General features: G+C 52.6%; 11 protein-coding genes and 1 pseudogene. 10 read left to right on the plus strand and 2 right to left on the minus strand.

The genetic code is table 11. The features are described from left to right. Positions 1-2: 2 nt before the first annotated feature. The 7 genes from hybA to hybG are packed head-to-tail and all read left to right on the plus strand — an operon-like array spanning position 3 to position 5,445. The gene (hybA, locus tag OGY06_RS02570; RefSeq protein WP_003828357.1) at positions 3-989 is read left to right on the plus strand and encodes a hydrogenase 2 operon protein HybA; all 987 of its coding nucleotides are present in this window, start codon (positions 3-5) and stop codon (positions 987-989) included. Next, on the plus strand, positions 979-2,157 hold the full coding sequence (hybB, locus tag OGY06_RS02575; RefSeq protein ID WP_003828354.1) for a Ni/Fe-hydrogenase cytochrome b subunit: 1,179 nt from the start codon (positions 979-981) through the stop codon (positions 2,155-2,157). Before hybA ends, hybB begins: the two co-directional genes overlap by 11 nt. Beyond that, a complete protein-coding gene (gene hybC, locus OGY06_RS02580) occupies positions 2,154-3,857 on the plus strand; it encodes a hydrogenase 2 large subunit (protein ID WP_003828353.1) in 1,704 nt (567 codons plus the stop codon). Before hybB ends, hybC begins: the two co-directional genes overlap by 4 nt. After that, complete coding sequence (locus OGY06_RS02585) at positions 3,857-4,351, plus strand: HyaD/HybD family hydrogenase maturation endopeptidase (protein WP_003828351.1); 495 nt, start codon at positions 3,857-3,859, stop codon at positions 4,349-4,351. Before hybC ends, OGY06_RS02585 begins: the two co-directional genes overlap by 1 nt. Then, a complete protein-coding gene (gene hybE, locus OGY06_RS02590) occupies positions 4,344-4,832 on the plus strand; it encodes a hydrogenase-2 assembly chaperone (RefSeq protein ID WP_003828350.1) in 489 nt (162 codons plus the stop codon). Before OGY06_RS02585 ends, hybE begins: the two co-directional genes overlap by 8 nt. After that, positions 4,825-5,166, plus strand: coding sequence for a hydrogenase maturation nickel metallochaperone HypA (gene hypA, locus OGY06_RS02595; RefSeq protein ID WP_003828349.1), 342 nt, complete (start codon positions 4,825-4,827; stop codon positions 5,164-5,166). Before hybE ends, hypA begins: the two co-directional genes overlap by 8 nt. Positions 5,167-5,196: 30 nt before the next feature. Continuing rightward, positions 5,197-5,445: a hydrogenase maturation factor HybG gene (gene hybG, locus OGY06_RS02600; RefSeq protein ID WP_003024459.1), complete on the plus strand. Its 249-nt coding sequence runs from the start codon at positions 5,197-5,199 to the stop codon at positions 5,443-5,445. A gap of 95 nt (positions 5,446-5,540) precedes the next feature. Here the strand turns inward: hybG and yghU are convergent, their stop codons facing one another. After that, positions 5,541-6,407 carry a glutathione-dependent disulfide-bond oxidoreductase gene (gene yghU / locus OGY06_RS02605; RefSeq protein WP_003828346.1) on the minus strand — a complete coding sequence of 289 codons (867 nt, stop codon included), beginning with the start codon at positions 6,405-6,407 and terminating at the stop codon, positions 5,541-5,543. Between the two features lie 218 nt (positions 6,408-6,625). Here yghU and OGY06_RS02610 point away from each other — a divergent pair, with 218 nt between their 5' ends. The 3 genes and pseudogenes from OGY06_RS02610 to OGY06_RS02620 all read left to right on the plus strand — a co-directional run. Further along, on the plus strand, positions 6,626-8,914 hold the full coding sequence (locus OGY06_RS02610) for an FdhF/YdeP family oxidoreductase (RefSeq protein ID WP_063941823.1): 2,289 nt from the start codon (positions 6,626-6,628) through the stop codon (positions 8,912-8,914). Positions 8,915-9,067: 153 nt separating this feature from the next. Next, complete coding sequence (gene gss, locus OGY06_RS02615; protein WP_003828343.1) at positions 9,068-10,930, plus strand: bifunctional glutathionylspermidine amidase/synthase; 1,863 nt, start codon at positions 9,068-9,070, stop codon at positions 10,928-10,930. 467 nt (positions 10,931-11,397) lie between these two features. Next, positions 11,398-11,685: pseudogene (locus OGY06_RS02620) on the plus strand (type VI secretion system contractile sheath small subunit); the annotation flags it as partial. Between the two features lie 16 nt (positions 11,686-11,701). Here OGY06_RS02620 and OGY06_RS02625 read toward each other — a convergent pair. Next, positions 11,702-12,399 (minus strand): IS1-like element IS1A family transposase gene (locus OGY06_RS02625; RefSeq protein WP_103215986.1). Its coding sequence is split into 2 segments (ribosomal slippage): positions 11,702-12,150 and positions 12,150-12,399, totalling 699 coding nucleotides; the frame shifts between segments, so codons are not numbered across the junction. Positions 12,400-12,454: the final 55 nt, after the last annotated feature.

Below are 12,454 nucleotides of genomic sequence, written 5' to 3' on the forward strand. Positions count from 1 at the left end.
CCGTGAACAGACGTAACTTTATAAAAGCAGCCTCCAGCGGGGCATTGCTGTTGGGCGCAGCGCCGTCCATCAGCCATGCGGCTGCAGAAAACCGTCCGCCGATCCCAGGTTCTCTTGGGATGCTCTATGACTCGACGCTGTGCGTAGGCTGCCAGGCCTGTGTCACCAAGTGTCAGGATATCAACTTCCCGGCGCGTAACCCGGAAGGCGAGCAAACCTGGTCGAACAACGACAAACTGTCGCCGTATACCAATAACATCATTCAGGTGTGGCGTAGCGGAACAGGCGTTAACAAAGACCAGGAAGAAAATGGCTACGCATACATCAAGAAACAGTGCATGCACTGTGTTGATCCGAACTGCGTTTCCGTTTGCCCGGTCTCCGCGCTGAAGAAAGATCCGAAAACCGGCATCGTCCATTATGACAAAGATGTCTGCACGGGCTGTCGTTACTGCATGGTCGCCTGCCCGTACAACGTGCCTAAGTACGACTACAACAACCCGTTTGGTGCGCTTCACAAATGTGAACTGTGTAACCAGAAAGGCGTTGAGCGTCTGGACAAAGGTGGTTTACCGGGTTGTGTTGAAGTGTGCCCTGCCGGTGCGGTGATTTTTGGTACGCGTGAAGAGCTGATGGCTGAGGCGAAAAAACGTCTCGCGCTGAAGCCTGGTAGCGAATACCACTATCCGCGTCAGACGGTGAAAGCAGGCGATACCTATCTGCATACGGTACCGAAGTACTACCCGCACCTGTACGGTGAGAAAGAAGGCGGTGGTACGCAGGTTATGGTACTGACGGGTGTTCCTTACGAGGATTTGGATCTGCCGAAGCTGGATGATCTTTCAACTGGTGCGCGTTCCGAACATGTTCAACATTCCCTGTACAAGGGCATGATATTACCCCTGGCTGCGCTGGCGGGCTTAACCGTGCTGGTTCGTCGTAACACGAAAAACGACCATCACGATGGAGGAGACGATCATGAGTCATGATCCTAAACCGCTGGGCGGAAAAATAATCAGCAAACCGGTCATTATTTTTGGGCCGCTTATCGTCCTGTGTATGCTCCTGATCGTGAAACGTCTGGTCTTCGGACTGGGCTCAGTCTCCGATCTGAACGGCGGTTTCCCATGGGGTGTATGGATCGCGTTTGACCTGTTGATTGGTACTGGCTTCGCGTGCGGCGGTTGGGCGCTGGCATGGGCGGTGTACGTTTTCAACAGAGGACAATACCATCCATTGGTTCGTCCGGCGCTGCTGGCGAGCCTGTTTGGCTACTCGCTGGGTGGTCTGTCGATCACCATTGACGTCGGTCGTTACTGGAACCTGCCGTATTTCTACATTCCGGGCCACTTCAACGTGAACTCGGTACTGTTCGAAACGGCGGTCTGTATGACCATCTATATCGGCATCATGGCGCTGGAATTTGCTCCGGCTCTGTTTGAACGTCTGGGGTGGAAAGTTTCCCTCAAACGTTTGAATAAAGTGATGTTCTTTATTATTGCCCTCGGCGCGCTGCTGCCAACCATGCACCAGTCTTCAATGGGTTCATTGATGATTTCTGCGGGTTATAAGGTGCATCCGCTATGGCAAGCTTATGAAATGCTGCCGCTTTTCTCGGTATTAACCGCCTTTATTATGGGCTTCTCGATCGTCATCTTTGAAGGCTCGTTGGTACAAGCCGGTCTGAAAGGTAACGGTCCGGACGAGAAAAGCTTGTTCATCAAGCTGACGAATACCATCAGCGTGCTGCTGGCGATTTTCGTCGTCCTGCGCTTTGGCGAACTGATCTATCGCGACAAGCTGTCCTATGCGTTCTCAGGCGATCTTTACTCCCTGATGTTCTGGCTTGAAGTCGTGCTGATGGTCTTCCCGCTGGTGGTGCTGCGCGTCACTAAGCTGCGTAATGACTCGCGCATGCTGTATCTGTCTGCGCTGAGCGCGTTGCTGGGTTGTGCAACATGGCGTCTGTCCTATTCGCTGGTGGCGTTCAATCCTGGTGGTGGCTACCACTACTTCCCGACTTGGGAAGAGCTGTTGATTTCTATTGGTTTTGTGGCTATTGAGATTTGTGCATACATCGTACTCATTCGTCTACTGCCGATACTTCCTCCTTTAAAACAAAACGATCAAAATCGTCATGAGGCGAGCAAAGCATGAGCCAGAGAATTACTATTGATCCGGTAACCCGTATTGAGGGTCATTTACGCATCGACTGCGAAATCGAAAATGGCGTGGTATCTAAAGCATGGGCTTCCGGTACCATGTGGCGTGGCATGGAAGAGATCGTGAAAAACCGCGATCCGCGCGATGCCTGGATGATTGTGCAGCGTATCTGTGGCGTTTGTACGACCACTCACGCTATCTCTTCCGTTCGTGCAGCAGAAAGTGCGCTGAATATTGATGTTCCGGTGAACGCACAGTATATCCGTAACATCATTCTGGCCGCGCACACCACGCATGACCACATTGTTCACTTCTATCAGTTGTCTGCGCTGGACTGGGTGGATATCACTTCTGCACTGAAAGCCGACCCAGCGAAAGCGTCTGCCATGCTGAACGGCGTGTCCTCCTGGCACCTGAACAGCGCAGAAGAGTTCACCAAGGTTCAGAACAAGATCAAAGATCTTGTTGCCAGCGGTCAGTTAGGCATTTTTGCTAACGGTTGCTGGGGTCACCCGGCAATGCAGCTGCCGCCGGAAGTGAACCTGATTGCGGTCGCACACTACCTGCAAGCGCTGGAATGCCAGCGTGATGCCAACCGCGTTGTGGCACTGTTAGGCGGTAAAACGCCGCACATCCAGAACCTGGCGGTAGGTGGGGTTGCTAACCCAATTAACCTTGACGGCCTCGGCGTGCTGAACCTTGAACGCCTGATGTACATCAAGTCCTTCATCGATAAGCTGAGCGACTTCGTTGAGCAGGTGTACAAGGTTGATACCGCGGTTATTGCTGCGTTCTATCCTGAGTGGCTGGAACGTGGTCAGGGTGCGGTTAACTACCTGAGTGCGCCGGAATTCCCGACAGACGGTAAAAACGGCAGCTTCCTGTTCCCGGGCGGTTATATCACCGATGCCGATCTTTCGACCTATCGTCCGATCACCTCTCACTCAGATGAGTACCTGATCAAAGGGATTCAGGAGAGTGCGAAACACGCGTGGTACAAAGACGAAGCGCCGCAGGCTCCGTGGGAAGGCACAACGGTTCCTGATTACACCGGTTGGTCAGACGACGGCAAATACTCCTGGGTTAAAGCACCGACCTTCTACGGTAAAACGGTTGAAGTGGGTCCGCTGGCCAACATGCTGTGTAAACTGGCGGCCAAACGCGAGTCTACCCATGCCAAGCTGAATGAAATCATCGCGATTTACACCAAGCTGACTGGTAAAACTATCGAAGTGTCGCAGTTGCACTCTACGCTGGGCCGTATTATTGGCCGTACCGTTCACTGCTGTGAACTGCAGAACGTTCTGCAGGATCAGTACAACGCGCTGATTGTGAACATCGGTAAGGGCGACCACACCACCTTCGTGAAACCGGATATTCCGGCAACGGGTGAATTCAAAGGTGTTGGTTTCCTCGAAGCGCCACGCGGTATGCTGTCTCACTGGATGGTGATTAAAGACGGCATTATCAGCAACTACCAGGCGGTTGTACCGTCAACCTGGAACTCTGGCCCACGTAACTTTAATGATGAAGTGGGACCATATGAGCGCTCGCTGGTAGGTACGCCGATTGCCGATCCAAACAAACCGCTGGAAGTGGTTCGTACCATTCACTCCTTCGACCCTTGTATGTCATGTGCGGTGCATGTGGTGGACGTTGACGGGAACGAAGTGGTCTCAGTTAAGGTTCTGTAATGCGGATATTAGTCTTAGGGGTCGGCAATATTTTGCTGACCGACGAAGCCATCGGGGTACGTATCGTTGAGGCATTAGAGCAACGGTACATCCTGCCAGACTTTGTTGATGTTCTGGACGGTGGTACGGCTGGGATGGAGCTTCTCGGCGATATGGCGAACAGAGATCATCTGATCATTGCTGACGCCATTGTGTCGAAGAAAAACACGCCAGGAACGATGATGATCCTGCGGGATGAAGAGATCCCGGCGCTGTTTACCAACAAAATCTCACCGCACCAGCTTGGCCTAGCCGACGTATTGTCGGCCCTGCGTTTTACCGGCGAGTTTCCGAAAAAGCTGACCTTAGTCGGCGTTATTCCGGAATCGCTGGAACCGCATATCGGGCTAACGCCAACGGTTGAAGCGATGATTGAACCGGCGCTGGAGCAGGTTCTTGCCGCGCTTCGCGAATCAGGCGTTGAAGCGATCCCTCGGGAGGCGGCTCATGTCTGAGGAGTTTGTCGGTTTTCAGACGGCCCCGAAGACGCAGATTCAGGCAGCGTTTGAAGAGGTTGCCCGGCGTTCGATGCACGATCTCTCTTTCTTGCATCCGAACATGCCGGTGTATGTCTCTGATTTTACGCTGTTTGAAGGACAGTGGACGGGGTGTGTTATCACACCCTGGATGCTCAGCGCACTGATTTTCCCCGGGCCGGACCAGATCTGGCCGGTGCGTAAAGTCAGCGAAAAAATCGGGCTGCGTCTGCCGTATGGCGAGATGACCTTTACCGTTGGTGAACTGGATGGCGTATCGCAATACCTTTCCTGTTCACTGATGTCGCCGCTTTCGCACAGCATGTCGGCGCAAGAAGGTGTGCGTCTGACTGACGATTGCGCGCGCATGCTGTTATCGCTGCCGGTGAGCGATCCGAATGCGCCGCAGCTAAATCGTCGCGCGCTACTGCTGGGTCGTCGGAACTGCGAAAATGCATGAGCTGTCCCTTTGTCAGAGCGCGGTTGAGATTGTTCAACAGCAGGCAGAGCAGCACGGTGTCAAACGTGTAACCGGCGTTTGGCTGGAAATCGGAGCGCTCTCGTGCGTTGAAGAGAGCGCCGTCCGTTTCAGTTTCGACATCGTCTGTCAGGGCACGCTGGCGCAAGGGTGTGAGCTGCATATTGATTACAAACCAGCCCAGGCATGGTGCTGGGATTGCAGTCAGGTTGTGGAAATCACCCAGCATGATGCGCAGTGTCCACTATGTCAGGGCGATCGTCTGCGGGTTGATGCAGGCGATTCACTGAAAGTGAAAAGTATTGAAGTCGAATAACCCATAGGTTGCTATGGGGCGGAGTCAGATATGTGTATTGGAGTCCCTGGTCAGGTTCTGGCCGTTGGTGAAGATATTCACCAGCTTGCGCAGGTTGAAGTGTGCGGCATCAAACGTGATGTCAATATTGCCCTAATTTGTGAAGGTGATACCGCTGAGCTGGTCGGGCAATGGGTGCTGGTGCACGTAGGGTTCGCCATGAGCATCATTGATGAAGATGAAGCTAAAGCCACGTTAGACGCACTTCGCCGCATGGAGTACGACGTCACCAGCGCGTGATTTTATGCCGGATGGCGGCGCAAACGCCTTATCCGGCCTACGGCATGGCATCTTTGTAGGCCTGATAAGACGCCCCGGCGTCGCCATCAGGCATTTTAACCCTGGCGCTTATCTTCGGTATTGGTGTCGAAGTCGCTGGCGTCATGACGTTCATGAAGCTGCTCGTTCAGCGGCCCGTTAGTGCGGTTTACAATACGACCTCGCTTAACTGCCGGACGCGCGGCAACCTCTTTTGCCCAGCGCTGCACGTGCTTGTAACTTCCTGCATCGAGGAACTCTGCCGCGTCGTACACGTTACCCAGCACCACATTGCCAAACCATGGCCAGACCGCCATATCGGCAATGGTGTATTCATCTCCAGCCACAAACTTATGCTGTGCTAACTGCTTATCCAGCACGTCGAGTAAGCGCTTGGCTTCCATAGTGAAGCGGTTAATAGCGTACTCAATTTTTACCGGCGCATAGTTGTAAAAGTGACCAAAACCACCGCCGAGGAACGGCGCCGCACCCTGTAACCAGAACAACCAGTTCAGCGTTTCGGTACGTTTTGCCAAATCCTGCGGCAGGAAATAACCGTATTTTTCCGCCAGATAGAGCAGTATTGCGCCAGATTCGAATACGCGAACCGGTGGGTTTTGCGAGTGGTCACGCAGTGCCGGGATCTTCGAGTTCGGATTCACCTCAACAAAGCCGCTGGAAAACTGATCGCCATCGCCGATGCGGATAATCCAGGCATCGTATTCCGCGCCCTTCACGCCCTGCGCCAGTAACTCCTCCAGCATAATCGTCACTTTCTGCCCGTTTGGCGTACCCAGCGAATAGAGCTGTAGCGGATGCTTGCCAACCGGCAGCGTTTTCTCGTGGGTGGCACCGGAAACCGGGCGGTTGATATTGGCGAATGCGCCGCCGTTCGACTTTTCCCACGTCCAGACTTTCGCGGGCTGATAGGTATTGTCTGACATATTGACCTGCCTTCTGAGTGGTTGTGTTGATGCAGTGTAGCAGTTAGGTAGAACTCAATTTAACAGATTGGGACTTTATGTCGCTTTGTGCTGAAAGGGGAAGATAAATCTAACCCGTTCATTGTACCTGGCCCGTACTCCATGAAGAGGAAATCAATGTTGGACGGAAATTGCTACCGTATTCACCATCAAAAATTGGCGGCGAATAAGCAGTAATAATGAAAAATGGTGTTCCAGGAGTAAGCGGTTATCAGGGCCCTGCGGGTGGGTGGGGCGCGGTAAAAGCCGTCACTGCTTCGGTATTTTCGCAAAAGGCTGTTGCGCGCGACATTATCGCGATGTTCAAAATGAACCAGGTGAAAGGGTTCGATTGTCCGGGATGTGCGTGGCCGGACCCAGGGCATCGTGCGCCAATGGAGCTGTGCGAAAATGGCGTTAAGGCGGTTTCCTGGGAGACAACCAGTAAGAAAGCGTCACCGGAATTTTTCAGCCGTCACCCGGTTTCCACGCTGTGGCACTACAGCGATTATGAGCTGGAAAACATTGGACGTTTGACGCATCCAATGAAATACGATGCAGCGTCAGACACCTGGCAGGCGGTGGATTGGGATATCGCCTTTCGGGAGATCGGCGTGCGTCTGCGCAGCTATGACTCAGCGGAGCAGGTTGAGTTTTACACCTCCGGCAGAACGTCAAATGAGGCGGCGTTCCTGTATCAGTTGTTTGCCCGCGAATATGGCAGCAGTAACTTCCCTGATTGCTCAAACATGTGCCATGGACCGACCAGCGCAGGGCTAACGCCCGCTATTGGCCTTGGGAAAGGGACCGTTGAACTTGATGATTTTGACCACTGCGATCTGGTGATTTGTATCGGGCATAACCCTGGCACTAACCATCCGCGCATGCTGACCACCTTGCGCGACGTTGCCAAACGAGGAGCCAAAATTATCTCCATCAACCCGCTGAACGAAAGGGGGCTTGAGCGCTTTAGCTTCCCGCAAAGCGCGAAAGAGATGTTCACCGGTCAGGCGACGGAGCTGAGCAACGACTACTACCAGGTAAAAATGGGCGGGGACGCCTCGTTGCTCAAAGGCATAATGAAGGCGCTAATCGAAATGGACGAAGCGCGGATCCTACTGGATCAGCAGCCGACGCTCGATCATGCGTTTATCGACCAACATACCGCGGGATATGCAGCGCTGTATGACGACTTACGTCAGCATAACTGGGCTGAGCTGGAACAGGACTCGGGCCTGACGCGCAGTCAGATGGAAGATCTGGCGCACAGCTACAGTAAATCCAGCGCCACGATTGTTTGTTATGGTCTGGGCATCACTCAGCATAAAAACGGCACCGAGAACGTCCAGCAGCTGGTAAATCTGTTGCTGCTGAAAGGCAATATGGGTAAGCCGGGGGCGGGGATCTGCCCGTTACGCGGTCATTCTAACGTGCAGGGCGATCGTTCTGTAGGGATCAACGAAGCGGCGTCCGAAGACTTCCTGCAACGCCTTGAGAAGCATTTTTCTATCCGTGTTCCGCGCAAACATGGCCGCTCCAGCGTGGAGAGTATTCGGGCCATCGAGCGGGGAGATGCAAAAGCGCTCATCTGCATGGGCGGCAATCTGGCGGTAGCGATGCCCCAGCCGCAGCGTACCTTTGCGGCGATGAAAAATCTGGATCTGCAGGTCCATGTGGCGACCAAACTGAACAGATCTCATCTGCTGCTGGCAAAGCATAACTACCTGCTACCTGCATTAGGCCGAACGGAGCGCGACATGCAGGCGACGGGGATCCAGTCGGTGACCGTCGAAGATTCTATGTCGATGGTTCACGCTTCCTGCGGCGCGCTGAAGCCGGCTTCCCGCTGGCTAAAATCGGAGCCCGCGATTGTGGCGGGCATGGCGCGTGCCACGCTACCGCGTTCACCGATCAACTGGGAAGCATTTACCGGGGACTACGCGTTGATCCGTGACGCCATTGAAGCCGTGATCCCGGCGTTCCACGATTACAACGCACGTATTGCCGAGCCGGGCGGATTTCGTATGGATACGCCTGCTTCGCGCCGTGAATGGCAAACGGCGAATGGCAAAGCCAACTTTATCGTCAGTAATCAGCGGGCGGTGGAGCGGGAACATCAGCCTGCCGATGCGCTGGTGCTGGCGACGTTGCGTAGCCACGATCAGTACAACACCACGATTTATGGGATGAACGATCGCTATCGTGGCATTACCGGTCGTCGGGATGTGGTGTTTTTAAGCGCCGAAGAAGCGACGAGCCGCGGTCTGAGCCAGGGTGATGTGGTCAACGTTCAGGCGCTGGACGACAATGGTCAGCCCTGCGCGGATCGCATCATGTACGGTTTAACGGTGGTGATTTACAACATGGCGGCTGGCTCAATTGGCGCCTATCTGCCAGAAGCGAATGTCCTGCTTTCGCTGGATGCGGTAGATACGCAAAGTTTGACTCCGGCGTATAAAAGCGTACCGGTTACCCTGACCAAAGCGTAGTTCCTGCTGTGAATTTTTCGCCTCTGAGCGCCAGCCGCTGCGTTGAGGTGTATGATGATGTCGACCTCTGTCCGGTTAGTGTCGCAGAGCAGGCAACCAGAGCGAAAAATTCACGCCAACCTGCTCAGGCTGTATTGTTTTGAGGTAAGGTGCATGAGCAAAGGAACGACCAGTCAGGATGCCCCATTCGGGACATTATTGGGCTACGCCCCAGGTGGCGTAGCAATCTACTCTTCAGATTACAGCTCCCTCGACCCACGGGACTACGACGATGATGCGGCATTTCGCAGCTATATCGACGATGAATACATGGGCCACAAATGGCAGTGCGTAGAGTTCGCACGCCGCTTTCTCTTCCTAAACTATGGCATGGTCTTCACCGATGTGGGTATGGCCTGGGAGATCTTCTCCTTACGCTTCCTGCGCGAAGTAGTGAATGACAACATCCTACCGTTACAGGCATTTCCGAATGGTTCGCCCCGCGCGCCGGTAGCAGGCGCTCTGCTTATCTGGCAAAAAGGCGGCGAATTTAAAGATACCGGGCATGTGGCGGTCGTCACCCAGTTGCTGGAAAACAAAATCCGTATTGCCGAGCAGAACGTGCTCCATACGCCGTTGCCTCCCGGACAGCAGTGGACCCGCGAACTGGAGATGGTGGTTGAGAACGGTTGTTATACCCTGTGTGATACCTTTGACGACACCACTATCCTTGGTTGGATGATTCAGACCGATGATACCCGTTACAGCCTGCCGCAGCCGGAGATCGCCAATGACTCGCTGAAAATCAGCGGTGCGCGACTGGAAGATAATGGGCAGTTTGACGGCAAATGGCTGGATGAACAGGATCCGCTGCAAAAAGCCTACGTGCTGGCGAATGGGCATGTGATTAATCAGGACCCTCATCAGTACTTCACCATTACCGAGAGCGCCGAGCAGGAGCTGATTAAAGCCACCAACGAGCTGCACCTGATGTATCTGCATGCGACCGACAAGGTGCTGAAAGACGACAACCTGCTGGCGCTGTTTGATATCCCGAAAATCCTCTGGCCGCGCCTGCGCCTTTCCTGGCAGCGTCGTCGGCATCATATGATTACGGGGCGTATGGATTTCTGTATGGATGAACGTGGACTGAAGGTGTATGAGTACAACGCCGATTCCGCATCGTGCCATACCGAAGCCGGTTTGATTCTCGAAAGATGGGCCGAGCGTGGTTACACAGGGCAGGGACACAACCCGGCTGAAGGGTTGATCAACGAACTGGCAGGTGCCTGGAAGCACAGCCGTGCACGTCCGTTTGTCCACATCATGCAGGATAAGGATATCGAGGAAAACTATCACGCGCAGTTTATGCAGCAGGCGCTGCGTCAGGCCGGGTTTGACAGCAAAATTCTGCGAGGTCTGGATGAACTGCGCTGGGATGACGCCGGTCAATTGATTGACGGGGACGGTCGTCTGGTGAACTGCGTCTGGAAGACCTGGGCGTGGGAAACCGCAATTGAACAGGTGCGCGAGGTCAGCGAAACGGAGTACGCCGCGGTGCCAATTCGTACCGGGCATACGAATCAGGAAGTGCGCTTAATCGATGTGTTGCTGCGCCCGGAAGTGCTGGTCTTCGAACCTCTGTGGACGGTTATCCCTGGCAACAAAGCGATTCTGCCGATCCTTTGGCAACTGTTCCCGCACCACCGTTATCTGCTTGATACGGATTTCACTGTTAATGAAGAGCTGGCGCAAACCGGTTATGCGGTGAAACCTATTGCAGGACGTTGTGGCAGCAACATCGATCTGGTGAGTCATCAGGAAGAGCTACTGGATAAAACCAGCGGTAAGTTTGCCGAGCAGAAGAACATTTATCAGCAGCTTTGGTGTCTGCCAAAAGTTGCCGGTAAATATATCCAGGTTTGTACCTTTACCGTAGGTGGTAACTATGGCGGTACCTGCCTGCGTGGTGACGAGTCGCTGGTGATTAAAAAAGAGAGCGATATCGAACCGCTGATTGTGGTGAAGGAAGACTAATCTTTCTGCTCGCTCATGAGTGAGATATGAAAAGCCGGAGTATATCTCCGGTTTTTTTATTTATGATTAGATTGATAGCACTTATATTTAAATGAGTATCTATATTTATATAAATGACAGTAAATATTCTCATGGTAAATGATATTTAATGATTAATGCATTCGTTAAATGAATGCATCAATCATTAAATAATTATTGTTGTTTGTATTAGATAAATATCTTCTTGATTGTCATTTTAAATATAAAAACATAATGTGTTATTCGATTAATTAATGACATTGATCATGTTTTTACCTATGGAATATATCGGATTGCATTAGCGTGATAATTATAATAGTTAATTGTCATCAACAGCCATTGTTAACTGCCTGCAGAAATGACGTTGTAAGAAACATGTTGAGCGATTGGAACGTGCTCCATTAGGAAACGCAAAATACCGGCAGGAGTCGCCGGTCTGAGAGGGACGTATGGGTGACAGTTTTCAGAATGAAGTGCCGACGGCACGCGTTAATATTAAGTTAGATTTACACACCGGAGGCGTTCAAAAGAAAGTTGAATTGCCTTTAAAACTACTGACTGTCGGTGATTTCAGTAATGGCAGAGAGCAGCGACCATTATCTGAGCGTGAAAAGATAGATATTAATAAAAATAATTTTAACGATGTGTTGGCCAAGTTTTCACCAGTGGTTAATTTAAGTGTTAAAAATACGTTAGCTGATGATGACAGAAAGGACGATATTAACCTTACCTTTAAGAGGTAATGACTCCAACTTATTGATAGTGTTTTATGTTCAGATAATGCCCGATGACTTTGTCATGCAGCTCCACCGATTTTGAGAACGACAGCGACTTCCGTCCCAGCCGTGCCAGGTGCTGCCTCAGATTCAGGTTATGCCGCTCAATTCGCTGCGTATATCGCTTGCTGATTACGTGCAGCTTTCCCTTCAGGCGGGATTCATACAGCGGCCAGCCATCCGTCATCCATATCACCACGTCAAAGGGTGACAGCAGGCTCATAAGACGCCCCAGCGTCGCCATAGTGCGTTCACCGAATACGTGCGCAACAACCGTCTTCCGGAGCCTGTCATACGCGTAAAACAGCCAGCGCTGGCGCGATTTAGCCCCGACATAGCCCCACTGTTCGTCCATTTCCGCGCAGACGATGACGTCACTGCCCGGCTGTATGCGCGAGGTTACCGACTGCGGCCTGAGTTTTTTAAGTGACGTAAAATCGTGTTGAGGCCAACGCCCATAATGCGGGCGGTTGCCCGGCATCCAACACCATTCATGGCCATATCAATGATTTTCTGGTGCGTACCGGGTTGAGAAGCGGTGTAAGTGAACTGCAGTTGCCATGTTTTACGGCAGTGAGAGCAGAGATAGCGCTGATGTCCGGCAGTGCTTTTGCCGTTACGCACCACCCCGTCAGTAGCTGAACAGGAGGGACAGCTGATAGAAACAGAAGCCACTGGAGCACCTCAAAAACACCATCATACACTAAATCAGTAAGTTGGCAGCATCACC

The sequence above is a fragment of the Citrobacter sp. Cpo147 genome (assembly GCF_030332405.1).
GTDB classification, from domain to species: Bacteria; Pseudomonadota; Gammaproteobacteria; order Enterobacterales; family Enterobacteriaceae; genus Citrobacter; species Citrobacter portucalensis.

What these genes read in the sequence shown, in the direction of transcription:
- hybB (WP_003828354.1), top strand. Translation starts at nt 979, where the DNA reads ATGAGTCATGATCCTAAACCGCTGGGCGGAAAAATAATCAGCAAACCG.
- hybC (WP_003828353.1), top strand. Translation starts at nt 2,154, where the DNA reads ATGAGCCAGAGAATTACTATTGATCCGGTAACCCGTATTGAGGGTCAT.
- OGY06_RS02585 (WP_003828351.1), top strand. Translation starts at nt 3,857, where the DNA reads ATGCGGATATTAGTCTTAGGGGTCGGCAATATTTTGCTGACCGACGAA.
- hybE (WP_003828350.1), top strand. Translation starts at nt 4,344, where the DNA reads ATGTCTGAGGAGTTTGTCGGTTTTCAGACGGCCCCGAAGACGCAGATT.
- hypA (WP_003828349.1), top strand. Translation starts at nt 4,825, where the DNA reads ATGCATGAGCTGTCCCTTTGTCAGAGCGCGGTTGAGATTGTTCAACAG.
- hybG (WP_003024459.1), top strand. Translation starts at nt 5,197, where the DNA reads ATGTGTATTGGAGTCCCTGGTCAGGTTCTGGCCGTTGGTGAAGATATT.
- yghU (WP_003828346.1), bottom strand. Translation starts at nt 6,407, where the DNA reads ATGTCAGACAATACCTATCAGCCCGCGAAAGTCTGGACGTGGGAAAAG.
- OGY06_RS02610 (WP_063941823.1), top strand. Translation starts at nt 6,626, where the DNA reads ATGAAAAATGGTGTTCCAGGAGTAAGCGGTTATCAGGGCCCTGCGGGT.
- gss (WP_003828343.1), top strand. Translation starts at nt 9,068, where the DNA reads ATGAGCAAAGGAACGACCAGTCAGGATGCCCCATTCGGGACATTATTG.